The sequence below is a fragment of the Chitinophaga pinensis DSM 2588 genome (assembly GCF_000024005.1).
Taxonomy (GTDB): domain Bacteria; phylum Bacteroidota; class Bacteroidia; order Chitinophagales; family Chitinophagaceae; genus Chitinophaga; species Chitinophaga pinensis.
In genome coordinates this window covers 697,219-721,728 of sequence record NC_013132.1, presented here as the reverse complement: position 1 = coordinate 721,728, position 24,510 = coordinate 697,219, and the positions used below count along the sequence as shown (strand labels likewise).

General features: G+C 42.0%; 21 protein-coding genes and 3 tRNA genes. 8 read left to right on the top strand and 16 right to left on the bottom strand.

Features of this window, described 5'->3' with window-relative positions; all coding sequences use genetic code 11:
* Positions 1-78: 78 nt before the first annotated feature.
* The 5 genes from hflX to CPIN_RS39765 all read left to right on the top strand — a co-directional run bounded on the left by hflX (position 79) and on the right by CPIN_RS39765 (position 4,025).
* Entirely contained in the window at positions 79-1,269 is a 1,191-nt protein-coding gene (gene hflX / locus CPIN_RS02910) for a GTPase HflX (protein ID WP_012788264.1), read from the top strand.
* Between the two features lie 8 nt (positions 1,270-1,277).
* Positions 1,278-1,616 (top strand): Rieske (2Fe-2S) protein, encoded by a 339-nt coding sequence (locus CPIN_RS02905; RefSeq protein ID WP_012788263.1) that lies wholly within the window; start codon positions 1,278-1,280, stop codon positions 1,614-1,616.
* 69 nt (positions 1,617-1,685) lie between these two features.
* On the top strand, positions 1,686-3,287 hold the full coding sequence (locus tag CPIN_RS02900; protein ID WP_148230497.1) for an ArnT family glycosyltransferase: 1,602 nt from the start codon (positions 1,686-1,688) through the stop codon (positions 3,285-3,287).
* A gap of 72 nt (positions 3,288-3,359) precedes the next feature.
* Positions 3,360-3,433 (top strand) — tRNA-Asn (locus CPIN_RS02895).
* Positions 3,434-3,500: 67 nt separating this feature from the next.
* Positions 3,501-4,025 carry a DUF6922 domain-containing protein gene (locus CPIN_RS39765; RefSeq protein ID WP_012788261.1) on the top strand — a complete coding sequence of 175 codons (525 nt, stop codon included), beginning with the start codon at positions 3,501-3,503 and terminating at the stop codon, positions 4,023-4,025.
* On the opposite strand, the gene CPIN_RS02890 is transcribed toward CPIN_RS39765, so the two are convergent.
* On the bottom strand, positions 3,937-4,335 hold the full coding sequence (locus CPIN_RS02890; RefSeq protein ID WP_148230496.1) for a hypothetical protein: 399 nt from the start codon (positions 4,333-4,335) through the stop codon (positions 3,937-3,939). The genes CPIN_RS39765 and CPIN_RS02890 overlap by 89 nt on opposite strands.
* Positions 4,336-4,624: 289 nt before the next feature.
* Between CPIN_RS02890 and CPIN_RS02885 the strand changes: the two genes are divergently transcribed.
* The gene (locus CPIN_RS02885; RefSeq protein ID WP_012788259.1) at positions 4,625-5,854 is read left to right on the top strand and encodes a restriction endonuclease PLD domain-containing protein; all 1,230 of its coding nucleotides are present in this window, start codon (positions 4,625-4,627) and stop codon (positions 5,852-5,854) included.
* On the opposite strand, the gene CPIN_RS02880 is transcribed toward CPIN_RS02885, so the two are convergent.
* The 12 genes from CPIN_RS02880 to CPIN_RS02820 form a co-directional block, all read right to left on the bottom strand.
* Entirely contained in the window at positions 5,798-8,278 is a 2,481-nt protein-coding gene (locus tag CPIN_RS02880; RefSeq protein WP_012788258.1) for an Eco57I restriction-modification methylase domain-containing protein, read from the bottom strand. The genes CPIN_RS02885 and CPIN_RS02880 overlap by 57 nt on opposite strands.
* Positions 8,271-10,892: an Eco57I restriction-modification methylase domain-containing protein gene (locus CPIN_RS02875; RefSeq protein WP_044217729.1), complete on the bottom strand. Its 2,622-nt coding sequence runs from the start codon at positions 10,890-10,892 to the stop codon at positions 8,271-8,273. The genes CPIN_RS02880 and CPIN_RS02875 overlap by 8 nt, the downstream gene beginning before the upstream one ends.
* A 596-nt stretch (positions 10,893-11,488) precedes the next feature.
* Positions 11,489-11,875, bottom strand: coding sequence for a DoxX family protein (locus tag CPIN_RS02870; protein WP_012788256.1), 387 nt, complete (start codon positions 11,873-11,875; stop codon positions 11,489-11,491).
* Positions 11,876-12,059: 184 nt separating this feature from the next.
* Positions 12,060-12,542, bottom strand: coding sequence for an SMI1/KNR4 family protein (locus CPIN_RS02865; protein WP_012788255.1), 483 nt, complete (start codon positions 12,540-12,542; stop codon positions 12,060-12,062).
* A gap of 74 nt (positions 12,543-12,616) precedes the next feature.
* Positions 12,617-13,459, bottom strand: a complete 843-nt coding sequence (locus CPIN_RS02860) for an AraC family transcriptional regulator (protein ID WP_012788254.1) — start codon at positions 13,457-13,459, stop codon at positions 12,617-12,619.
* Between the two features lie 33 nt (positions 13,460-13,492).
* Positions 13,493-14,032, bottom strand: a complete 540-nt coding sequence (locus tag CPIN_RS02855; RefSeq protein WP_012788253.1) for a DsbA family protein — start codon at positions 14,030-14,032, stop codon at positions 13,493-13,495.
* Positions 14,033-14,216: 184 nt separating this feature from the next.
* Complete coding sequence (locus tag CPIN_RS02850) at positions 14,217-16,415, bottom strand: ATP-binding protein (protein WP_012788252.1); 2,199 nt, start codon at positions 16,413-16,415, stop codon at positions 14,217-14,219.
* 97 nt (positions 16,416-16,512) lie between these two features.
* Positions 16,513-17,208 carry a LytR/AlgR family response regulator transcription factor gene (locus CPIN_RS02845; protein ID WP_012788251.1) on the bottom strand — a complete coding sequence of 232 codons (696 nt, stop codon included), beginning with the start codon at positions 17,206-17,208 and terminating at the stop codon, positions 16,513-16,515.
* A 533-nt stretch (positions 17,209-17,741) separates the two neighbouring features.
* Positions 17,742-17,939, bottom strand: a complete 198-nt coding sequence (locus CPIN_RS02840; RefSeq protein WP_012788250.1) for a hypothetical protein — start codon at positions 17,937-17,939, stop codon at positions 17,742-17,744.
* Between the two features lie 12 nt (positions 17,940-17,951).
* Positions 17,952-18,437: a ribonuclease H-like YkuK family protein gene (locus CPIN_RS02835; protein ID WP_012788249.1), complete on the bottom strand. Its 486-nt coding sequence runs from the start codon at positions 18,435-18,437 to the stop codon at positions 17,952-17,954.
* A gap of 33 nt (positions 18,438-18,470) precedes the next feature.
* Positions 18,471-18,542 (bottom strand) — tRNA-His (locus CPIN_RS02830).
* A gap of 86 nt (positions 18,543-18,628) precedes the next feature.
* Positions 18,629-18,701, bottom strand: a tRNA-Ile gene (locus CPIN_RS02820).
* A gap of 605 nt (positions 18,702-19,306) precedes the next feature.
* Between CPIN_RS02820 and CPIN_RS02815 the strand changes: the two genes are divergently transcribed.
* Both CPIN_RS02815 and CPIN_RS02810 read left to right on the top strand, forming a co-directional pair.
* Complete coding sequence (locus tag CPIN_RS02815) at positions 19,307-20,383, top strand: DNA polymerase beta superfamily protein (protein WP_012788248.1); 1,077 nt, start codon at positions 19,307-19,309, stop codon at positions 20,381-20,383.
* Positions 20,380-21,093 (top strand): phytanoyl-CoA dioxygenase family protein, encoded by a 714-nt coding sequence (locus tag CPIN_RS02810; RefSeq protein ID WP_012788247.1) that lies wholly within the window; start codon positions 20,380-20,382, stop codon positions 21,091-21,093. The genes CPIN_RS02815 and CPIN_RS02810 overlap by 4 nt, the downstream gene beginning before the upstream one ends.
* Here CPIN_RS02810 and CPIN_RS02805 read toward each other — a convergent pair.
* The 3 genes from CPIN_RS02805 to CPIN_RS02795 form a co-directional block, all read right to left on the bottom strand.
* Positions 21,085-22,359: a DUF5690 family protein gene (locus CPIN_RS02805; protein ID WP_063715233.1), complete on the bottom strand. Its 1,275-nt coding sequence runs from the start codon at positions 22,357-22,359 to the stop codon at positions 21,085-21,087. The two genes, CPIN_RS02810 and CPIN_RS02805, sit on opposite strands and share 9 nt — an antisense overlap.
* Positions 22,360-22,392: 33 nt before the next feature.
* Entirely contained in the window at positions 22,393-22,911 is a 519-nt protein-coding gene (locus tag CPIN_RS02800) for a hypothetical protein (RefSeq protein ID WP_012788245.1), read from the bottom strand.
* 82 nt (positions 22,912-22,993) lie between these two features.
* The gene (locus CPIN_RS02795; protein ID WP_012788244.1) at positions 22,994-24,499 is read right to left on the bottom strand and encodes a slipin family protein; all 1,506 of its coding nucleotides are present in this window, start codon (positions 24,497-24,499) and stop codon (positions 22,994-22,996) included.
* Between the last annotated feature and the right edge of the window lie 11 nt (positions 24,500-24,510).

The window sequence follows — 24,510 nt, the reverse complement described above, 5'->3', positions numbered from 1 at the left end:
ATTCTGTTTGGACGCTAAAAGTAGGGAAAATAGTGCTATGGACTAATTCCATACCTTTGCAGTAAATTTTTATATACTTTGATTGAAAAGAAACAAGTTGTACAACAGGAAGAACGGGCCGTTATTGTGGGCGTAATCCACAAGGAGCAGTCAGACCGTCAGGTACAGGAGTATCTGGATGAGCTGGTTTTCCTCGCTGAGACGGCTGGTGCTATAACTGTAAAAAAGTTCACCCAAAAACTGGCCCGTCCCGACAGAGCGACCTTCGTTGGAAAGGGTAAGCTGGAAGAGATCAGGGATTTCATTGCAGGAAGAAATATCAATCTGGTCATTTTTGACGATGAACTGACCGGTTCTCAGATAGCGAACATAGAGAAAGTGCTGAATGTGAAGGTGATAGACCGTAGTGACCTCATTCTGGACATCTTTGCCCGCCGTGCCCGTACGGCTCAGGCGAAAGTGCAGGTAGAGCTGGCCCAGTACCAGTATATCCTGCCACGTCTGAAAGGTATGTGGAGTCACCTGGAAAGACAGGGAGGTGGTATCGGTAGCCGTGGTCCGGGTGAAACGGAGATTGAAACAGACCGTCGTATCATTAAGGAAAAGGTAGCCCTGCTCAGGAAAAGGCTGGCGGAAATTGATAAGCAGTCACTTACCCAGCGTAAGGACCGTGGTGAATACATCCGTGTAGCCCTGGTAGGATATACCAACGTGGGTAAGAGTACCATCATGAACCTGATGAGTAAAAGCGAGGTATTTGCCGAAAACAAGCTGTTTGCGACGCTGGATACGACTACCCGTAAGGTGGTATTTGACCAGACCGCATTCCTGCTGAGCGATACCGTAGGGTTTATCCGTAAACTCCCTCACCACCTGGTAGAGAGCTTCAAATCGACCCTGGATGAGGTAAGAGAAAGCGATATTCTGCTGCATGTAGTGGATGTTTCCCATCCACAGTATGAAGACCAGGTAGAGGTGGTAAACCGCACATTGCACGAACTGAAGGCCTTCGATAAGCCTATCATCATGGTCTTCAATAAGATGGACCTGTATGAAGAGCAGACGTTCGACAAATGGCTGACGGAGGATATCAAACAGGATATTCTGAATCAGCTGAAGGAAAACTGGCAGACCAGAACCCAGGGTAACTGTGTGTTTATTTCTGCAACGGAGCGCAAAAATGTCGAAGAACTGCGGGCGACTATCCTCAGTAAGGTAGTGGAACTGTATCGGGTACGTTATCCTTACAAGAGCGAATATTTCTATTAATTCTTAGCATGGCAAAGCAATACAACTGGCATCGTTTATCAGACCTGTACGCAAGAGAAGGTGAGATTGGCGTCCTGGAGGTCCAGGGTAAAAAGATCTGCTATACCAGATATGAAGAGCAGATCTTTGCCTTCGCCTATAAATGTCCTCACGCAAGCGGCATTATGGCGGATGGTTTTATGGATGATGCCGGTAATGTTGTTTGTCCCCTGCACCGTTACCGTTTTAATGTTAAAAACGGTTATAATAGCAGTGGAGAAGGGTTTTACCTCAAGACCTATCCCCTTGAGCAACGGGCAGATGGCCTTTATATCGGATTAGAGAAATCAAGCCTTTTCGGCTGGTAAGCCTGTTAATTTTCTATTAAAAGCCCCGGCTGTTTTGCGGAAATGCCAGCAGTGCTGTAATTTTTGCGCATGACAGTCTATTCTATCTCAGAGAAACAAGTCTGCCGGATGATGATCGGTCTGCTGATATTCATGCATATGACCGGTCTTCCCGTTACTATTATGGAACCCGATGGCGCCCTTTATGCCGGGATAGCCAAACATATGGTGCAGCATCATGACTACCTGAACCTGGTCGCTGATGGACATGACTGGCTGGATAAGCCACATTTTCCTTTCTGGATGGCTGCCCTCTCCTATCTGCTTTTCGGATTTACAAGTTTTGCCTATAAACTACCAGCGTTTTTATTGTTGATGCTGGGCGTGATCTATACTTATAAGTTTGCCAAAGACCTGTTGGTATACAGTGAAAAAGTAGCCCTCTGGGCAGTCTGTATCTTCCTCTCTGCGGAACACCTGGTCATATCCAGTACGGATGTACGAGCAGAGCCTTACCTGACAGGACTGATCATTGCCAGTGTTTATCACCTGTATAAACGGCAGCTGCTGCCGGGCGCTTTATTTGCTGCCTGCGCAGTGATGACAAAGGGGCCTTTTGCATTGGTTCCCATAGGGTTTGCTTTTATCGGTCAGTATACTTTTACCAGGCAATGGAAGGAGCTGTTTCACTGGCGCTGGCTAGTGGTAGCCCTGTTGATCGGTATTTTCATCACACCGGAATTATACGCGCTCTATCAACAGTTTGATGCGCATCCGGAGAAAGTAGTTTTTGGACAGACTGGCGTATCGGGTATCCGTTTCTTTTTCTGGGACAGCCAGTTTGGGCGTTTTATGAATAACGGACCCATTAAAGGGCATGGCGATCCCTCTTTTTTCCTGCATACCCTGTTATGGGCATTCCTGCCCTGGTCTATTTTCCTGTATGTTGCCGTCGTCAACTTTATCAGAAAAGGAAAATCAGCTCCTGAATATTATTGTATCAGCGCTGCTTTGTCGACCTTCCTGCTATTCTCTTTGTCGAAGTTCCAGTTACCACACTATCTGAATATCATCTTCCCTTTCTTTGCCATCTTAACGGCGAAGTATATTGTAGATGATGTGAAGGAAAAAGTGTTCCGGATTACGCAGTACATCCTGATGGGGATCATGGGTGTCGCTATTATCGCAATATGGGCGCTTTACAGACCTGAAATCCATTTTTGGGCCGTCGGGCTTATTGTGATAGGAACGGCCGTTTTTATATGGTTTCCGTTGAAAGGAATGCCACGTGTATTCTTCCGTACCTGCATAGCGGCATTTCTTTTAAATATTTTTCTCAATGGACTGTTCTATCCGGATGTGCTCCGATATCAAAGTGGAAGCACCGCCGCGTTCTATGCAAACAGTGAGCTGAAAGGTGGGGCGGTAGGTTTTTATGGGCTGAACTCATATGCGATGGAATATTACCTTGATGCTCCTCTCCTGCGATATGATACGATCCCTGCGGGGCCATCACTTGTTTTTACAACGGCGGAACACAGGGATTCTTTAATCGCAAAAGGATATGCCGTGAAGGAGATAAAATCATTTGCACAGTTCCCGGTGACCAGATTAGACTTGCAATTTGTAAATTTTTATACGCGGGAATCCTCGCTGGAAAAGCGTTTTCTGATATTGGTAAATTCTTTTTGAAGAAAAAGTTGAAAAATATTTGGCGGGAATAAGAAAAAATCTATCTTTGCAATCCCGAAACGGGAAAAACACTCCTCCTTAGCTCAGTTGGTTAGAGCATCTGACTGTTAATCAGAGGGTCGCTGGTTCAAGTCCAGCAGGGGGAGCGGAAAAGAAAAGGCAATCAGCAATGATTGCCTTTTTTGTTTTTATTTGGTGACCATTAACCCAAAAATGACACTAAATTATTTATATTGGAATAGTGCAACGAACTTTAACATAGCGAAACCGACATTGTCCCGTAGGGCTTTCTGGGACGTGGATTTAAAGCAATTAGATTTCGATCGGTATCCTGAGTTTACTCTTGTAAGAGCTATGGAACGAGGAACCTCGAATGATATTAGAGAAGTTATTCGTTGTTATGGCAGCGACAAAGTCCGGTTTATTCTCACGAACGCAGAGAGACTTTTGCCTCGGGCGCAAGTTATTTCACGCAGACTTTCCATCTTCACAATAGTGATTACAAATGCTCTACGGAACACAACGAGCGAAGAATTATTCAATGTTTTAAGTCGGTTAATGAGTTTACCTGAATTGTCTGACTTTAGATTAGTCGGAGGTACAGCACTCAGTTTGTTAAGAGGACACAGGGAATCTCCGTCCCTGTCCATTAAAAACTATTCAAAATTTCCTTTGTCAAATCAGTCAATTCCGGAAACGTACTCCTCCCGAGATCAATTACATTTAATCCCACAATAGCCGCCGAATACCAGGCGGGATAAGACGCAGTATGGGGTGTTAAAGCCCAGATCAAAGGGCTGTATGGACTTGTCCCCTCATCAGGGAGTCGATGTTGTAATTGCTCCCGGTAAGCGGTACATTCTTCTGATGATATATCACCAGCTGTAAGTTGCTGTACAAGTTTAAGCGCGCCTTTACCCAGGTCGTCCAGGTCCTTTTCGATAAGTAAACAAAAGTTATAGGCAATAGTCCGTTGCTGCCTTTCCGTGAGCGGCCGGACTTTAATTTCAAAGATTTCCCAGTATTGTTTTGATTCCTGTTGTTCCATTGAATGAGGGTGACTTTGGATGATTGATTGGCATATGTAATAGCAGCGAAGATACTTTTTCCTTTTTGGTGGAAACAGTCTGGCCATTCCGCCGCGTGTTTAGTAATTGTCTGGCTATGAGGTTGAAAGAAACAGACTTGTAGCAACACCGTCCTTTTTCTTTTGTATTTATCACGTTATCTGTATTTTTATAAAATTACAATTGCCGCTTTTTAAGAAGTTTTGGGTCTGATATCGGATTCGCCCCATCACTCGATTGTTTCTATAGCTTAACTATCAACTTTGATGAATGGAACTAAAATTTATAGGGCAAGGTTTGGATCCCGTTAATGATAATCCTGTAGGAAATCTGGTAATTGAAGCACTGGGTAATACAGCTCTTAATGTTTTTAATGCATTTGTCGCATTTTTGAGTATAGGAGGATTGAAGAACATACTTGATCAACTTACAGCTTTCCGTGCGAGAGAAGGACAGGTTTGTTTGTTTATCGGTGTTGACCTGAACGGCACCTCAAAGGAAGCACTTGAAAAGTTGCTTGAGCTGGATATTGAGACCTATGTTGTTTTTTCCCCCAATAATATTATCTATCACCCTAAGATATATATCTTTAAAGGACAGCAATATTCACAAGTCCTGATTGGTTCATCCAATCTTACAGAAAGAGGTCTCTTTCAGAGTATTGAATCTTCTATTGCTGTGAAAATAGGTAGCGATGATGCGGAAGGGATGGCATTTCTTGCAAGTATTTATAGCTACTATGGAAAAGTTATGGACAGGACTCATCCTAATTGTAAACGATTGACAGCGGATATACTGGCCCTGCTTGTAGCGAATAGGATTGTTCTACCTGAAGCGGAAAGCAGAAAAAAATTCAATAACATCAATAAAGAGTATGCGGAGAAAAAATCAGCCGATTATGATGCTTTATTAAAAACGTTCCAGAAGTTGACACCCAAGCGGCCTCCTAAAGGATTTAAGAATGTTGTTAATAAAGATGAAATAATCATTGAAGACGATGACAGCGTGAAAGTAGTCAATGAAGAGATTGAGTTGAAAACAGGTATGATGTGGGTAGAAACCGGAAAGATGACAGGAGGCTCAAAAAACCAGCTTGATGTATCTAAAAGAGGCGTTTTAAATGGACAGGACATAGACGGTAGTGTAAGTTATTTTGGAATTGATCCGGATGATACTGGCACAACGCTGGATTTTAGCGTACATCTGGCAAATAAAATCTATAAAGGAAATACGGTAAAGTATACCCCAGATAACAGTAACTGGAGAATACAATTGAAAGGCAGAACAGATGATGGGGAACGGTTAACGCGTATCTCCAGAATGGAGCTGGGCCACGAAGGCGGCTTTATCGATAAAATTCTTCTCTTTACAAGGATCGACGAAACTAATTACAAGTTGGAGATTCTTGATAAGCAGGAGATGGATCGATTAATTCAGTACTCATCAGCCTGGGGTAAGATGGGAAATGCTACTACCGGCAGAGCTTATGGTTTTATTTAAAGCGTTCAGATTTGTTTTGAACCACTCCAGGTCCTCCCGGGTATATTGTTTACTGAATTCTGAGAGAACCAATGTGAGTTCTGATTCGCTTAACCCGTAAAGAGACATAAAGAATAAGTCTACTTTTCTGATTAAAGACGCACGACTTTCTTCAACCGGAGCCTGTAGGTGTAGTATTTCGAAAAGTGGTTTCAACCGGATATCATCGTCTAAAAGTGAAAATACGAGTAAGGATATGTGGTCTTTAATACTGAGATTACGGCCGTCAAATGGAATAACAATAGCGGTCTTTTCGACTTCGGGCACCGGCATTTGATTGATTACAGACTGCGTCAGGTCAATTCCGCTAAGTTTTTTCTTCAGGATAAAATCAAAAGTAACTGCGTTAAACATCCCACATAAGTATAACAGATCGTGTGGAGATGTCGTTAGAAATTGCACTGATTGCAGCGCGGGGATAAATGGTAAGATCGTTGCAATACAGGTACGTGTATTAGAGGCAGAAGTCAGGCTTCTCCAGGCCAACATAAAGGACTCCGTATGATTTTTTGATAGCTGTATCCATTTTTCCGTGTCTATAAAGAATCTCGACTCAGGATAGTCTGCTCTTCCATTCGCCGCTATTTCGCTTAATACTGCCGATGATGACTTACTCCCATACCTTAATTCCTCCGGTACGTTATTGAAGCCGGAATATCTCCCGTTAAATTGATTGAAAAATTTACCTTCATACACTGGCGTATTTGTAGCAGATTGCTTTTTTGTGATGAATGTTGCATGACTGGTAAGATGAACAATCCTGCCGAATCGCACTTTAGTATATATCTGTCCGAAAAATGGGAATTCATTAGACGTTCTCAACAGAAATCTGATCTCTTCTTTTGTTGAAAAGTTAGGAAGCATACCAGTAAGCGGATTCAACATCTTCAGATCCTGATGGGAGATACTGACATTTGATTTGATCGAATGAATTGCTGATACCTGCACCAGGTTCATGGCTACATCGAATGTCGACTTAGTCGTTTTCCCCAAAAGAAGAAAGCAAAACCGTTCTCTGCTATCAATGGCAAATATTTTCTTACGGTTGATAAAGTCGTAAATAGCAATGATAAGTTGCTCCTTTGTTAAATACTGGAAGAGCGTTTTATTAATCTGACTGGTTACAATAGCACTCTTTAACACCAAGCCAATTATGCCTCTCTGCGTTTTTGATTTAATGGCGATATCAGTAAATAATGCATAAGTATTTAATTCTCCGTTGTTTGAGAGATTGAACACCGGGTTTTTCTTGATATCACTTTTTGCATTTTCTATTTCAGATTGAAAGTTTTGAGAAAACGCGGCTAAATGAGTATTATTCTCAATAGTTGTTTTTATTTCCTCTATGCGGCTTTCCTTAAAATGATTATTTGAAATGGAGGTAGCATAAAGGGCATAAAATTTCTTCTCTTCAAAACGGATCTTTTCCCAGGGTGGATTTCCCAGAATTACATCATATTTGCTCACCTTTTCTTTGAAAATTGAAAGCGCTTCGTGATAGATAAAACCGCTGGAGAAAATTTCTATTTTCTTTTTTTCATCGATTGGAAAGGTGCTTTGTAAAAGGAAGTTTCCATGTATAAAATTTTCCGATACAGTTGCATAAGCATGATGTAACCCCGTGGATAGCAATAAGTTTAACTTTGCCACTTCCAATGCAAGGCAATCAACATCAAAGGCAGAGATGTTTTTAGCGACCGATCTGAGTATTTGCAGCTTTTCTTCAGCAGTAACATTTAAATTGTTGGCAACCTGCTCAAAATACTTCAGTATTTCTATCAGAAAATTACCTCCTCCACAGGAAAAGTCCACGAAACTAATGCTTGAAATCTCTTTTAAAATAGCAGCATCTACATGGTTTGCCGTAGATAATTTGTTTATCCCAAAATTGGATGTAAAAAACGTGTCGATTGTTTTTTGTGTAATGGATTTCGCAAGCTCAGAAGGGGTATAATAACTCCCTAGTTTATTACGATAATTCTTACCGGTAGAGATTTCAACAAGATTATTTTCATTCCCTGTTTCGATACCTAACAGCGTTTCATAAAAGGTGGATATATCCAGTGACAATACATCCGTTGTGTCTATTTCGCTGAAATGTTTATTAACAAGATGAATGAGTAAAGGATTAACACTATCAATGAGCGTTGAAAGCAAATTCTCCTGTGCAAATTGGGTTTTCAGCCAGTCATTTGCTTCCTGCACTAATTTTGTCGGGGTTTTACCTGAGTGATTTTTCAGGAAGAATATGGTAGCAATAAATAAAGCTTTGGTTGCAAACCGTTCTCTATTTAACTCAACTGGATTGATATTTTGCTGTTTGTCAAAATAAGCAGAAAGATATTCCCTTAGTATGTGCTCATATAGTGCTAATGTTTTATCCATTGTGTGAATATCCGATAGTTAAACTTTCCCCGGAAAGTGATATCAGGGGTTTATTAAAAAAGCTTGTTTGGTGATGCTTTAACAAAATAGGGGTAATCAATGATAACAGATCGTCCCGTTTTGCCAGAAAAGTATATTTTTTCAAGGACCTGATTAAACTTTCTATACTTACCACCTGAGATTTATAAGTGAATATTTGTTTTACGCCCAATTCGTACAGCATGATTTTGTGTAACAGATCATTAAAATACTTTGCTTTGGTCGTTTTAAACTGCGATATATTCTTTTTTATAAAAGAAAGAATGAATGAAGGATTTGTGTCTAGTTTATAAGACAGGTCTTCCAATATAGACTCACTACCGACTGAAAACCCATTGATGGACTTACTTGACGAAAAACAATTTATATCCATAGTTTTCGACAAAAGCATATCTAATTTTTCAATGTCAGTTTCCTCCATCTTCTTTTTATTGAAGACGGCTAACTCTCCTACAACGCTATTCAGTTCCTTCAGCTCTTTTTCATCAAAATTATATTGCTTTCTGATGGCTGCTTCGATTTCTGACTCCAGTAACAGGCGTTGATAATCATTTTGCAGATCCGATAGTATACAATGTTTAAGGTGTGCATCCAGGTCTTTGATAAGATGGTATTCCTGATGCTCAAATTCAATGTTGGGCAACTTGCCCTTGAGGTATTCCTCTTTTAACGCAAGACATTTTCTGCTCAGGTCTGCAATAAATGTATCGTTAAGGATGTTCGGCGCTACAGGTATTTTTGAAATATAACCTGCACTAATGGTAAACTTAGGATTGATAAGTTTCAGCAGGAATGTTGCAACTTTTGAATTTAGAAAGGCAAGGTGTGCATACATGTCGCCGGACGAAACGATGATCCCTGGACCTGATGCAATGAAAACCTGGTTTTCTTTTAATATTCTTACATTTAACCCTAGTGTGCCTGTATCGCTATATACGAGTTGTGTGTTGGGGATTTTGTCAATGTTTCTCAACGCACTACCCTTATTAGATTTTATTTTTTCTGCATTTGTTCCCCAGTTTACCTTATAGTAGTTCAATCCCATCCACTTGCTGAACCCCCCTCCTTTACTTACAAGTTTCCAGTCAGGATTTCCATTGACTTCCCAGGCAAATTTCACAAACTCGGCATTGTTGCCCGTTGATGTACCCTGCATCGGGGAGCCAAAATTAGCGTATAAATCTAATTTTTGAATATTCTCAAATCTATGTTCAAGATGATAGTTGAACTCGAAATTGTTATTTTTTAAAAATTGGTGCTGTGCTAATGAAAAAGTTAAATCTATTGGGAAAGCTTTGTCCGATACCATTTTTTTCTTCTCATGGTAGCTGAGATTTTTTAAATTATAAAAGTGAGTCGTTTTGTCGGAAGAGTCGCCAATAATAAATAGCGCTATATTCGTTTTTTCACCCTTTATATCTTCAAATGCATTGCTTCCCAAATCAACACATTCTATGAGCGTTTCTTTTTCAAGAAACATTTTCCTGAAATCACTAAAGGAAGATAAATACAACCAATTGTTTTGAGATACAACGCCAAGTCTGTCATGGCCATTCATCTCCTGGATGATTCTCTGAATGAAGGATACACAAAGATCTCCCTTGCTTTCAGGAATGTTTTTTTGGAGATAGTTTTTTAGTGAAGTGTCCATATCCCTTTTGCCCATAAACGGAGGATTTGTTAAGAACACTTTTATTTTTCCAGCTTTATCGATTTTGTCTAACCGGGTTCTGAAAGTCAATGCTCCAATGGTATCAGAAATAATATCAGGGTTTAAAAAGCCCAGATTGTCATCCGCCTGTCCACCATAGATATTGATTGTAGTTGCCGGAGAAGGTATTGCATAAATTGATGCTTTCACAAACAGGGAGAGTGCTGCGATTTTTGATAAGTTATTATCTAAATCATAGCCTGTTATAGCCTCCTGCAATAATACATCTACGATAGCCTGGTTTGACCAGGAAGGGAATGTTTGTTGATAAAGCCTGAAAAGAATATTAAATCCGTAAGTCAGGAAATTTCCTCCTCCGGAGGCACAATCAATGAGAACAACATCACGAATACGCGCTCCCTTAAACCCGGAAAGCGCCTGGGTGACAATGTATTTTACCATGTACTTGTCAGTAAAAAACTGCGTTGTGAATAGTAAATCTGAATTTTTAATTTTTACATTGTCTTGTCCCACCTTTTTAAAAGCGGCTTTTTCCAAATCTCTTTTCAGGTATTGATAAGACCAGGAAATGATGTCATCAAGATCGCCGTCTTCTTCCTGATATATAGCGTCTAATTTTTCAAAAATATTGATAAGGAGTTCAGTTCTGATCTGGGATTCAATCAGAGAAAAAATATCCATCAGTTCCGGAAATCGCTGTTGTATAAGTTCAAATTCAGACGCAAATGCGGAACGATAAGATGCATACTCTGAGTCTATTTTTAAACCGCTATTTTTTCTGAGGGAGAAGGTGGCTAACAAAACAGAAAAGAAAATACTTAAATCTTTAACGGAGATTTTTTTCTCTTCAATATTTAAGTTTCCAATAAATTGATTAATGAGACTTCTGATTTTCTGCTTCAAGATTATTTCCCCATTTTTTAGTAACAAAACTATTCATTTACAAGTCAGATAGTTTCATTTATTTGTTCTTGCTTCACCTGGACTCTTTAACCAGCATATTGCTGATTATAATTCATTTGACAACCTTTTATCTTTAATTTATCTCAAGTGTAGTACAACAATAATTTTGAAAGTCCGATTTTAGAAGACCAGTTTGTTTAGTTGGTCGGGCAAAAATATTAATTCTTTGGGTCTAATCCCAATTGGGCCTGAAAACGTTAGCTGATCAGGGAATCGACCTCATCTTTTGTCCGGAGTCCCTTCTGTGTTGCTGCACAAGCCTGACTTATCTGAGGAACAGCTGCTCAGCACCTATTTATCGAAAGGTTTCAGTTTTTCCTGACCCTCGTCCTCGCTCCTACGTATGCACAGGTATCTTCTGTCCGCTAGTCCCAGGATACTTCTTCCCGGCTTTATCCAGTCTGTTTCTTTCAGGATATTGGGCAATGCCAGTAGCTTGTTATTATTAATTAGTAGTCTGAATATAGTTCTGGGTCGTTAATCTTTCGTCTTTGAACGAAAGATTAACGACCCAGAACTATATTCAGACTATTATTTTAAGCCTTTTCATATGTCGCAGGATACAGTTTCCTGAACATAGCATAAGTTACGGATAAAACTGTAAATGCAATAATGGCATCTATTGTTGCTGCGAAATTAAGTACAGCCAGTTTGGAGAAGAATGCGAAAATAATGTCGAAGAACATGCCGGCAAATACCCATTCTTTCAGTCGAACCAGTTTTTCTGGTGTTAATAGCACAACAACACCACAGATCTTCGCTACGCCGAGAATATAGATAAAGTGTGGAGGATAGCCCAGTTGTACTGTGATGTCCCATACAACAGGATTATGCGTTAACTCAAAGAAGCCGCTTGCACCGAACCATAAAGACATGAATACTGCACCTATCCAATAAATTAATTTTGATGTTTTTGCGTTCATAGTATTGTTGGTTTTTAGTTGTTTTTGTGTAATTGTTTGTTTGATGACACAAAGATGTTCTAAAACCAATGGGCGGCACAGTAGTATCTGTCGAGGTGGACAAATAGGGAGGGCGACCAGACAATCCGGCGCTTAAATGTTTTGGGTTATCGGGGTTTTGTCAATTGTCGGCTAATAATTGGAATTATAGGGCATTCAGTTTCTGCATATACCAGTGATGTAGTCCACCCTCGTCAAATACATCGCCCTGAAGAAAATGTGCCAGGAACTCGTGTAATGAAGCGCTTAATATGACCTCCTGTTTACCGTCCTCATAAAATATTTCATAGCGGTTGTCAGCTTTCTGACGTAATGTCCATGTTTCTGAAGCGATCATGTAATCCGCAAAATTATACCAGTTACTTCCGTAGTTTTTAGCATAATCTTGAATGGTTGCTAAACTAAATATAGTAAATATATCCTCTGTACACTCAAAGCCGTTACAGATGAAATAAAATTCCCGGAACTCAGCTGGTAGCTCAAATCCAATCCGTTCTTCAAAATCCGCTATCTCTTTCTGCGTGGCAGGCGGATGTATTATTATCCCTGGATATCGGTGCTTCTGCCCGATGGCATTTACTAGTTCCTTTATTGCTACGCTCCGAAGATAAATAAAAGCCCACGGCATTACACCGTGGGCCTGACTTAAAATAAACACAACCCAAAAAAGGCATGCCGGCACTCGCCGGCACGCCCGATCTGCTATACAGCCAAAACTTTTTCCTGTCGTTTCTTAAACTCCGAAAAATTATAGCCTGTCTCTTTCTTGAATAACTTGCTGAAGTAGCAGATATCCGTGAACCCTAAATCCCAGGCGACTTCTTTCATGCTGGCATCTGAATACGCAGCAGAGCGCTTGGCTTCAAGGATTACACGTTGGCGGATATGGTGGCCAGCGGTATACCCCGTGGCCTTTTTTATAGCTTCGTTCAGGTAACTGGGAGTCACGCACATTTGCTCTGCAAATTCAGATACCTTCTTGTGTGATCTGAAATTCTGGTCTACCAGCTGGATAAAACGTTTCGCTTGTCTGACGTTATGATGCTGCTGGCTAACTGGTTGCTGACTGTGCGACTGGCGGGACATGTGTATGAAAAATATGTTGAGATAGCGACTCAGGATATCCGGACTATACAGCTGCTGATGACTGAACTCCTGGATAAGTTTATCCATAATGGATCCCATCTCCTGACGGATTTCCCGGTTATATCTGATATTAGCGGATTGTATGAGAACCAGCAGCAGATCTGCATGATATACTGAGTTATACTCCTGGAGAAAAAGTTCATTGAAACGGATGATGTAACCCTCTGCATCTTCATCTTCATCAATAGAGAAATGATGCGTCTGGTTAGGCATGATACAGAAGATCTGATCGCCTTCAGGGGAATAAGTTTGCATGTCCACTTTCAGGAAACTATTGCCGGATACGGTCCAGATAATTTCTATGAGCTCGTGAGCATGTGGGGTGTTGCCGTTAAATTCATGGTTGTTCCTGATCTGTTCGAATGTATAGATTTCAAAGAATGGTTTGGTGGTAGTCATAACATCAATATTTAAGCGTTAAGGAGGAGGATTTTAGAATGCCATTTCTTTTAGCGTGATGGCGTAGCGACAGGTTTTGTAAAGACTGGCATAGTGAAGATGCCCGTTATATTTTTTGCCGTTGATGAAGATCGTAGGAGCAGCATCCACACCATTGCGGCTTGCGCCTTCATAGTCATTGATGATCTTGTGAAATACCTCCCGGTGTTTTCTGCCTTCTTCGAAGAATGCCATATCTACGCCAATAGCTGACGCGAGATAAGGAAATATGCTGCGTGACAGGCGGGTCTGGTTCTCGATGATAATATCATGCATTTCCCAGAACTTACCGTATTTGGCGGCTATTTCTGTCGCAATAGCTGCATCCAGTGATAACGGATGTTTATCTGGCGCCGGATAGTGACGCAACACAAATTTCAGATCATTACCCATCATACTGCGAAGGTGCTGGATGGCAGGATATATAGAGGCGCAGGCTGCGTTATGAAGATCAGAATACATCACCAACTCAACAGGGGCGAATGGATCTCCCTGATAGTGATCGCGAGCGGCGTTAAATATAGGACGTAGCATATGGGTCGCTTTAGATTTTAGTGAATTAATTGCTTGCTGTAAGTGTTGATATAAAACTACTTTAAATGAAAGCTGAACGAAAGCGTCGTTCGCTAAACAGGCAAAAACTGTCGCTGTCGGGGGAAACTTGATGGCACAAAAAAAGAGCAGTTGTGAGCTGCTCTCTTAAATGACCGGGTTAACGTTACACCTGTGAGTAAAAATCTTCTGCCTCCTTTATCGCATTGTCTGTGAATCTTTTCAACAGATCAATGTGAATCTGTAACGGCGGAGTGATGGCCGGTGCTGATTCCAGTTCATCTAATGTGGGAGATAAGCGCTCTGTCAGTCCCATAATCGAAATGGTCGTTTTCAGGTTGTGCGCTGTACTTCTTAATGTTGTAATATCGTTGTTGTGAAATGCCTGTTGTAACTGTTCCAATTCAACCGGCATGGCATCAATAAACTGCCTGGTAACCTTTTTCTCATATACCTTATTCCCTTGGCTGATCTCCTTCATGTAGTCCAGGTTGATATACTGATAAGCCGGTATTTGTGCCGTCGGAATAACCGGCGTTGCTTTCTCCTGTCTTACATTTGAAATAGCAGCAAAACGATTGATCAGCTGATAAAGCTCCTTTTCATTGATGGGCTTGGAGATGTATTCATTCATCCCGTTGCTCAGGCATTTTTCCCTTTCTCCTGCAAGCGCATGAGCGGTCATGGCCACTATCGGTATTTCCAGTTTCATTTCCTTGCGGATGACGCGGGTAGCGGTATAACCGTCCATCTCCGGCATCTGGATATCCATTAGTATCAGGTCGTAGCGGCTCTTTTTCAGACAGTCAAGTGCCTCCATACCATTGCTCGCCAAATCAAAGGAAAGCTCCCACTCGGTAAATAGATGTTTCATCAGACTGCGGTTCATCTCGTTATCATCTACTACCAGTATCTTAACTTCATTGTTGGTGGTGATCCTGAACTGACTGATATCAATGCTGTCAGGTATCGGCATTTGTCGGGAGGCAATGGCATAAGGAATAAAGAAACGGAATGTCGTTCCCTTACCCGGCTCGCTTTCCACACTAATATCTCCTCCCTGTAATATGACCAGGTCTTTTACTATAGAGAGTCCCAGACCTGTACCGCCATATTTCCGGGTGATAGAATCTTCTGCCTGATTGAAACGGTCAAAGATGGAACCCAGTTTGTCAGGCTCAATACCAATGCCCGTATCTGTAATGGCAAATGCCAGTTGAATGATATTTCCGTCGCTCTGCCTGTTACTGACAGAAATGACAATACCGCCTTTTTCTGTGAATTTCAGCGCATTTCCGATCAGGTTTACTAATACCTGTGTCAGACGGGTAGCATCGCCGATAAGCGTATCGGGTACGTCAGAAGCGATCTCTCCCTGTAATACCAGTTTCTTTTCCTTTACTTTCTCACTGAACAGCGTTTGTATAGAGTGTAGTAGGCCGCGTACACTGAACGGATTGGATTCTATCCTGACCATACCGGCTTCGATCTTGGAGAGATCCAGTATGTCGTTGATGATGGTCAATAGATTCTCGCCCGCCTTCTGGATAGAACCAACGAATTCGGTAGAAGAATCATCCAGTTTCCGGGATTTTAAGAGATTGGTAAAGCCAAGAATGGCATTCAGCGGGGTACGGATCTCATGGCTCATATTGGTCATGAAATTCTCCTTGATCATGGCAATCTCACGGATCTTTTTCTCCGATCTGTCCAGTTCCAGTATCAGCTGTTGCTGCCTGCGGATCCTGCTCATTACAAACCAGAGCATGCCAGCTGCTGTCATCAGGATCAGACAGATCAGGATGATACCCCAGTTTCTTGCTCTTCTACTACTTTCATTGATGCTGTTACTTAGTTCCGTCATTACATGCTGACGGCTGTCATAGATTTTCCTGGTTACGGAACTGATCTCATTAGAGATCTCCCTGGCCCGGGGATTGGCGATCAGACTGGTATCATCCATCCTGCCGGTACGGAAAAACTCATGCATCAACTGGTTCTTGTTGTGCAATTTCAGCCCTGCGAGGTATTGCAGGCGTTCTATATACATGACGGCGCTATCGTCCGTATTCATGTCCTTTAGTGTATCAACAAATGCTTCCACTTCGGCAATCTTGGCGTCTACCCCTTCGATATGAGAGGTGTCGTCAGTGGCAATTGCTGCCCTGATCCTGGATTCCACCCAGATGATATCACGTTCAAGCTCCCGCAGCTTATTTCCCGCCTGGAGTTCCCGTAACAGCTTCTGATTACCTGTGATCAGCTGATCGATATTTTTGGAGGAATTATACTGTATAAAGGCCAGTATAAGCGTACCAATCAGGAACGCGGTAAGGATCAGGTATGTAAAGCGGTTGTTATTCATGTCAATCCGTAAAAGTCATATACCAGGAGCACCCTGTCGGGCAGGTTTCGCCAGACGGGCAAAATTGATCGCCGGGAGCCTTATTCGGTTAGCCGGCTTATAGTACGTTCATTCGCTTATTAAGGGCCTTACGGTAGGCGTCTGCCACGGGCAGGCTCTTCTCTCCTATGAGGACGGCTCCGTCCTGCAGGGTGTCTATTTTATCGATGGCGACCATATAGGAACGGTGTATTCTCAGAAAACGAGATGCTGGCAGGCGTTCTTCCAGGGAACGTAAGGAGGTATGTACGGCGAAGAACTTCTTGGCAGTGAATAACTTGACATAATCGCCCATAGCCTCGGCGTAGAGAATTTCTTCCAGTTTCAGTCTTCTGACAATATTGGAATCCCGGATGAAGATAAATTCATCATTCTCCCAGCGGATTTCCTCTTTATTACTTTCAACCACTTGCCGGGCTTTTTCGATGGCCTGCAGGAACCGGCCTGGGGTAATTGGTTTGACGAGATAGTCTGCTACATTGAGCTCAAATGCCTCTACCGCATACTCCTTCTTGGAAGTTGTAAAGATGATAACAGGCTTCTTATTACCCATGTTTTTGATCAGTTCAAGTCCGGACATTCCCGGCATTTCTATGTCCAGCAGCAACAGGTCTACTGTATTTTCCTGGAGATAGTTATAGGCATCAATGGCATTTCCGCACTCACAGGCAACAACAACGCCCTTAATCTGGCTGGTAAGTTCCAGCAATGTAGTTCGTGCGATGGCATTGTCGTCAATAATAAGTGTGATCATATAGGTTGCTAATGCTTATTTGATTTATATGGTGTGTCTATGATAAGTGAATTTTGTGCCAATAGATAACTATTTGATTGTGAGTGATATGGAGTTTAGTTCCATATGATGATTTGCGAAATATCGTTAATCCACAAAAGGAATAGCTATTTAATGATGCTTAAGCAGTGGTATAATGCCCCGCTATAGTTCGTTACAGGTTGATCCGCATTTCTTTAGAGACGTCGGCAATGGGATAAAAGACAGCACAATTTTAATACAAAATAAGCTAAAGTCAGCATTCGTTCTCTGCTGATCAAGGGTAAGAATCAATAAAAATTGAAAATACCAGTGAAATAGTGAGGGCTGAAATGACCATAATATTACCCTCTTAAGCCAGCAGATCTGGGATAAGACAATACAATTTCCATCTGCGCCAGTTCAGATAACAGGGCAGTCCTAGTGATGCAGCAGCGATGGATATCCTCCATGAAGATCTCCTGTAAATATCATGTGATTGAATTAACATACAGAAAAGTTCATTGCAGGAATGTCTAATCATCCCGCACGATCGCAGGTAAAGTCACTACTCCCCTTTTGATCTTCACGTTACCGTTATCAACAAGATCTGCCTCCTCAAGCATTCTTGTTGTAGCCATCACAGTTGTTTTAAAACCGAGGATGTGTGCTGTGTTGCTAATATCTTTCTGTCTTGTTTCTGCAATGTCCGTCAGGACGCTTACATGAACCATATGATCTGATTTTTAGTGTACTATTTTATTTGCGCAGGAGGTACTTGCGAAGGCGTGAGGCTTTGCCCGAAAGGTAAAGCCCATTCCCATGATGTACCCCATTGCTTCTTTCAATGCATCATTACTCCTGAAGTTCGGATTGGTGTTGATGTCTGCATGTACTTCCATGTCCACATTATATGCTGTGAAAATGTGACACAATGAGTAAGCCACTTCTATACTTCTGCCCACTTCTTCCAGCATCCTTTCTTTGATGCTCATTTTTCGTTGTGTGCTGAAGTTGTGGATATACATGAATCCACCTTTACCTTTCCGGAGAAAAACGATAACGGTGGCGAATTCTGTGATTCGTCCCTTTACCTGGCTATCGGTGCCGATACAGACTTTGAGATCATTACCAGCTTCTCTTTCAGCGATCAGCATTTCAGTAATTTCATCTGCGATAGGCCGTTGTATTTCGTCTCCGTTAAGCCGCCTCCATTTGTTGATGTGTTGCATTGCTATGTCATATTTGTTGCTAATAATTTTTATGGGTGTCAGGGGGACTCGAACCCTCATATCCCGATTCACATTCGGGTATTCTGCCCTTGAATTACTGACACCATTTGTATGTTTCCGGACTCAGATTCGAACTGAGAACATCACAGTCAAAGTGTGATATGTTAACCATTACACTATCCGGAAAAGTGTTGATCTGACCGGATTTGAACCGGTAGCCTGCTGCGTATAAGGCAGTTGCTCTAACCGTTGAGCTACAGATCAATGAATATGTATGCGCACACGAATCCCTTATGCAATCTGCATTTGCTGGGTACAAGACATACCTTCTCCACCACGGGATATACGTTCCTGTGCAGATGAGGATATAAAAAACCCGGTCGTTGCAACGACCGGGTTTTTTATATCTGAACTGAATACAGCGATTGCTTCTTCAGACTATAAAAATTCGGTTCGTTGGTAAATGGGTCTCTCGGGATCATAGCCCACGTTTAGCCACGCACAATGCGTTAACCCGCTTTGCTGCTGGCCTTCGCTGATGTGTTTGAATCGTATGGACATTTTTCGTGTATGCATAAATTGACAATGGGGTGAAAAAAAAAGCCCTGCAATTCCTTGCAGGGCCTGAGTTATATCGAGTTAGTTTTATTAACTAATTGATAGCGTAAACAGCCCTGCATGCATCATAGTCCTCTATCGGACCAAATGAGCCTCTGCAATTTTTATGTAGCTGTGTGCGTTGCATTGTTTGTTCTTGTGTTTTGTTTTAACGATGCAAAGATGAAACTATTTTTTTAATATTAGCATTTTATGTAAGAAAATTTTTAAAAAAAATATACCTTGTTTCACATAAGAAAATAATCGCCCAAATGACGCTCGCGCAACTACAAACAGAAACAACAGATCTGCTGTTGAAAGCTATCAGTGGCAGCAGGGCACAACACTTACACTCACCTACTTCAGATACGGATATCAGAGGAATTTTTGTGCTGCCTGCGAAAGAATTGTATGGATTGAATTATACCACACAAGTGGCCAATGAAACAAATGATGAAGTGTATTATGAAGTGGGCCGGTTTATAGACCTGCTCACTAAAAACAACCCGAATATTATTGAGTTGCTAAGTACGCCGGATGATTGTGTACTTTATCGTCATCCCCTGATAGAGAAGACCAAGCCTGAAGACTTTCTTTCAAAACTATGTAAAGATACTTTCGCTGGTTATGCGGCTTCGCAGATTAAGAAAGCCAAAGGCCTGAATAAAAAGATACACAATCCGGTGGAGCCTGCCCGTAAATCTATTCTGGACTTCTGTTATATCATTGCCGGTAATGGAAGTATTCCTTTGAAGAAATGGTTAGACAACAATGGATATACACAGGAGGATTGTGGTCTTACGCAGGTAGATCATTTCAGGGATGTTTATCTGCTCTTTCATCAGCATCAGATAAATGATGGTTCTTATCTGAAAGGAATTGCATCTGGTGACACTGCCAATGATGTGCAACTCAGTTCTATCCCTGTTGGCGTGAAACACCTGGTTGTAATGAACTTCAATAAGGATGGTTATTCCGTTTATTGTCGTGAATACCTGGAATACTGGGAGTGGGTGGAAAAGAGAAATGACGCCCGCTATCAGAATACCATGAGTCATGGTAAAAATTACGATGCTAAGAACATGATGCACACATTCCGTTTGCTTAGCATGGCAGAAGAAATTGCCACGGAACATAAAGTGAATGTAAAACGTAAGGACCGGGAATTTTTATTACAGATCAAGGCAGGCGCTTTTGAATATGAAGATCTCCTGAAAATGGTGGATGAAAAAATGCAAAAGATGGATGGCCTTTATGCCCGCTCAGGTTTACCTGATGCTCCAGATCTGAACAAAGCAGAAGATATATTGGTGAACATCAGAGCGTCATTTTATAAACATAGTATATGAACGCTGCATTCCATCAACAAGAGATAGCCGATAAAGGGTTTACGGTCATCGGCAATATCTTCACAACGGAAGAAGTAGGCGCGTTGGCCGCCTGTATTCAGGAGGCAGATACTTCAAACGATACTTTTCGGAAAACAAAAGATCTTTTTGCTATCCGGCAATTTCTAAAAGAAATACCAGCGGTAACAGCAGCGGTGTTTAATGACAAGCTAAAGGACGTGATCAGCCGTTTGTTTGGGGAAGGATATTGTCCGGTAAAGTCTATCTACTTTGATAAACCGGGTGATTCTAACTGGTTTGTATCTTATCACCAGGACCTGACCATTTCCGTAAAAGAGAAAGCAGAAGTGCCTGGTTTCGGACCATGGACGGTCAAGCAACAGCAATATGCTGTACAGCCTCCCCTAAATATATTGGAGCAGAATTTTACGATTCGCATACATCTTGATCATACAGATGAACAAAACGGTGCATTAAGAGTAGTGCCTGGTTCTCATAGAAAGGGAATTTACCGGCCGGAAACAATTGACTGGACGGTGGAAACCGAAACCATCTGTGAGGTACCGGAAGGGGGTATTATGATTATGCGTCCTTTATTGCTACATGCATCCAGCAGAACGACTAACCATCACAGACGCAGGGTGATCCATATTGAGTTCAGTGATCAGTCTTTACCTGCGCCGCTTCAATGGTCTGAGTTATTACAATGATCGTTGTTTATATTTTCGGATGAAGTAGATAATACTGATAGTTGTTCCGACAATACCTATACCGCCTGCAATTAATACCAAATGTGTATAGAATTGCAGCCAGTCTGTCTGTATACGGAATATTGATTTGGTCAGTAACACCCCTACGCTGCCGAGGTATCCGAATGAATCTGCGAGGTAGATCAGGAAACCTACATTTCCCGAAAACCGAAACGTCGCAATAAAGCGATCAAACAGAATACTGTTGAAAGGAATATATACCATGAATAATCCCAGTCCTACCAATATCATCCACATATAGAGAGAAAGACTGTGTTGCAGATAGATGATGGTCGCGGTCAGGGATAAGATAAATCCTAACAGCATAATAACCTGTGTCAATAGAAATGCATGATAGTTATGTTGCAGGAAAATCATGGATGCGATCATAATAAGAATAACCAGTGAAATAATCGTTTCCGTCTGTGTGAAGGTAGCCGCATTGTAGGCTACTCCCGACACCCGCCACATATCTGCCATGAAGCTATCCCTCACTTCTCTTAGTATGGTAACCAGTATATAGATAACGATCAGGGTAACTAGTCCCGGGAGAAATTCAGCGAGTAGTTTTTTTCTTTCCTTTGCTTGCATGGGTAGCCGGTGCATACGCATGGCTTCATCTTCAGCGTCGGGAGCCGGTATTTTTTCCAGCAGAAAGATGAAGACGATCAGTGGGAGAAAGAAAATAGCTCCAACGGTAAAAGGCATCCAGTATTCGCTGACATGTAATGATTGCATCACCCATTGTGCCGTGGACTTTGCCAGTCCGGAGGCAAAGATAAAACTGACCGCCAGCGCAGCGCTGATCAGATCTGTCGTTTTTCGTCCTTCTACAAATGAAAAGACAACGCCCCACAGCATGCCTAAAGGGAATCCATTCAGGAATAAACACCAGGCGTTATATGGTGGCGGTACTAACGCAAATAGTAACCAGGATAACCAGGAGACTCCAACCAGGATTAGTATTAAGCGTCCTCTCCCAACGCGTTTCATTTCAGATATGAAGCGGATGCCGTAGAACTTGCTGCTCATATACCCCGCTACCTGGGTGATGACGAGCACGATCTTATAATCAATTCCCCAGACGCTATAGCCGTTGTAAGGCGCTACATTGAACGCTTTTCTGAAGGCAAAAATGCAGGTATATGCCGCAAAAGCGACAAATGCGGAGATTAGGGCGATGCCCAATTGCCTGGAAGATAAGCGGGTAGAAACTGGTTGATGCAAAGAAAACAGGTTGATTCCTGTTAAAAATAACCATTAATTGCGCTCCAGGAACACAGCCTTTTCCTGTATAGGGATCTGTTTCCGGAAAGAGGATTTGAAGCCGCCATTGACAATATCACCTTTGATAGTCAACATATAGCGTTTCGTGTGGAGCTTGCTGGTATTGAAGGTAAAAGTGAAATGTTGGTCCTGTTTCAGGGGTTCCAGCATTTTGGATTTGCAGGGCAGGGCGCTGTAACAGGAAGCCTGACAATTACTGCCATCCTCTCTGACGGCAACCGGCATAACTGGCGTAGCGTTGCCCGGTGCAATATTGATTTCAAGATTATTCAGGTATACGGACTCCCGGACACCTTCAAAACTGAGTACGACATCCAGTTCATTATCGTTTTTGACCAGAATTTCCGGAACAGCGGCAAAGTAGGGGGCGATAGTGGTATAAGCATCTGTGCGATCGTATAACACGATCGTATCCAACTTGTACGCTAACAGAAAGTAACTACAGATGGCGGTAGTGGTCACAATAAAGATGGTAATGCCATATTTGAGCATAAGTTAAAAATATCACTGATTACCCGGAATGCAAATCCCTGAAAACAGGGGTTTTATGCAAAAAAAGAAGGGATGATCTGCATCACCCCTTCTTAGCTGGTACGAATATTTGCTTCAGCTGTCCGACTATATCGCCTCCGCTTACCGAGATACTACTGATTTTATCAGCGATCTTTTCGACATATTCCATTTCTTTCAGCTTGAATAACATCTCATTTTCTTCCATCAGGCGTGCTGTATTCAGCAGGCTGCGCGTACTCGCGGTTTCTTCCCTTCTCATGATACTGTTGGCCTGTGCTTTCTTTTCAGCGATCAGTACCTGGTTCATGATTTCTTTTACATCGCCTGGCAGTATGATATCGCGGATACCACAGTCAAGCAGGGTAACCCCCAGTTGAAATGCCTTATCCTTTACCGCATTCATCACCATTGGTGATATATCGTCACGTTTATCCAGTAGTTCGTCGAGCGTATAACTGGATATCTGTTCTCTCAGGGCTAACTGCAGCAGTACATACAGTTGTTTCTCATAGTCTTTGTTCTCCAACAGCTTATAGATATCAGCATTGCTGTATCGTACGGTGAAGTTAAGACGGATGTTTGCCTTGTCTTTTGTCAGGATCTCCTGACCGTTGATTTCTAACTGGGCCTGACGGGTATCTGTTTTATACAGCGTTATTACCGCCTCGTTCTTCCAGAAATAGTGTGTACCTGCCGCCAGCTCTTTAGTGAATTTCCCATCCACATACAGGACTGCTTTCTCGTAGTTTTCTACGTTAAAGACTCTTCGGTACGCCTGTAATTCAGATTTAGCCAGTACCGCACGGTCAATTGTTTCGGTGATCTCATACTTGGACAGGTCCGCCATTACGACTTTACGCTTTACCAGACCTTTCCAGTAGGCATACTGACCGGCAGGCAATGCCGTTTTGATCAGACCATTTTCATACACCAGTGCCAGTTCTTCCTGCTCCACGTTGATGATTTGCAGTCTTTCCGCCAGGTCGTTATGCGCCAGCAGTAAGTTCAGGTCAATGAAAGGCTGGAATGGCTTCGCCATATCACAGATGGAATAGGTACGTTCTACCGCTCCTTTCCAGTAGGCGTATTTACCGGTATTCAAGACGGTTTGCAACAGGTTATTTTCATATACCAGGCCAACCTCCTGCTGTTTGATGATCAGTATATCCAGCATGCTGGCCAGTACTTTGTTTTGCAGCAATACATTCAGGTCGGTAGCAGGTGTGAACGCTTTATACATATCATAGATATCGTATTTACGTTCTACCAGTCCTTTCCAGAAGGCGTATTTACCATTTGTCAGTACGGTATATAACTGACCGTTTTCGTATACCAGTGCAACTTCCTGCTGGTTGACAGTAATAACGTCCAGCGCATCCGCCAGGTCTTTATTTTGCAATAATATATTCAGATCAGTAGCAGGAGTGAATGGTTTGAACATATCACACAGTACAACGTCTTCCCCGGATTTCTTCCAGTGGCTTCCTTCATTTAACAGCTTTACGTAACGGTTTTCTTTGAAAACCAGTCCTTTATTGTATGCTGCTATTTTTACACGTGATATCATAGTTGAATAAT

Bases quoted from the DNA above. Each gene is read 5' to 3' on its own strand.
- CPIN_RS02815 (WP_012788248.1), top strand. From the start codon at position 19,307: ATGACGCTCGCGCAACTACAAACAGAAACAACAGATCTGCTGTTGAAA.
- CPIN_RS02885 (WP_012788259.1), top strand. From the start codon at position 4,625: ATGGAACTAAAATTTATAGGGCAAGGTTTGGATCCCGTTAATGATAAT.
- CPIN_RS02865 (WP_012788255.1), bottom strand. From the start codon at position 12,542: ATGCCGTGGGCTTTTATTTATCTTCGGAGCGTAGCAATAAAGGAACTA.
- CPIN_RS02850 (WP_012788252.1), bottom strand. From the start codon at position 16,415: ATGAATAACAACCGCTTTACATACCTGATCCTTACCGCGTTCCTGATT.
- CPIN_RS02800 (WP_012788245.1), bottom strand. From the start codon at position 22,911: ATGCTCAAATATGGCATTACCATCTTTATTGTGACCACTACCGCCATC.
- CPIN_RS02855 (WP_012788253.1), bottom strand. From the start codon at position 14,032: ATGCTACGTCCTATATTTAACGCCGCTCGCGATCACTATCAGGGAGAT.
- CPIN_RS39765 (WP_012788261.1), top strand. From the start codon at position 3,501: ATGACACTAAATTATTTATATTGGAATAGTGCAACGAACTTTAACATA.
- CPIN_RS02905 (WP_012788263.1), top strand. From the start codon at position 1,278: ATGGCAAAGCAATACAACTGGCATCGTTTATCAGACCTGTACGCAAGA.
- CPIN_RS02845 (WP_012788251.1), bottom strand. From the start codon at position 17,208: ATGATCACACTTATTATTGACGACAATGCCATCGCACGAACTACATTG.
- CPIN_RS02795 (WP_012788244.1), bottom strand. From the start codon at position 24,499: ATGATATCACGTGTAAAAATAGCAGCATACAATAAAGGACTGGTTTTC.
- CPIN_RS02860 (WP_012788254.1), bottom strand. From the start codon at position 13,459: ATGACTACCACCAAACCATTCTTTGAAATCTATACATTCGAACAGATC.
- CPIN_RS02870 (WP_012788256.1), bottom strand. From the start codon at position 11,875: ATGAACGCAAAAACATCAAAATTAATTTATTGGATAGGTGCAGTATTC.
- CPIN_RS02890 (WP_148230496.1), bottom strand. From the start codon at position 4,335: ATGGAACAACAGGAATCAAAACAATACTGGGAAATCTTTGAAATTAAA.
- CPIN_RS02810 (WP_012788247.1), top strand. From the start codon at position 20,380: ATGAACGCTGCATTCCATCAACAAGAGATAGCCGATAAAGGGTTTACG.
- CPIN_RS02840 (WP_012788250.1), bottom strand. From the start codon at position 17,939: ATGGTTCATGTAAGCGTCCTGACGGACATTGCAGAAACAAGACAGAAA.
- CPIN_RS02880 (WP_012788258.1), bottom strand. From the start codon at position 8,278: ATGGATAAAACATTAGCACTATATGAGCACATACTAAGGGAATATCTT.
- CPIN_RS02900 (WP_148230497.1), top strand. From the start codon at position 1,686: ATGACAGTCTATTCTATCTCAGAGAAACAAGTCTGCCGGATGATGATC.
- CPIN_RS02835 (WP_012788249.1), bottom strand. From the start codon at position 18,437: ATGCAACACATCAACAAATGGAGGCGGCTTAACGGAGACGAAATACAA.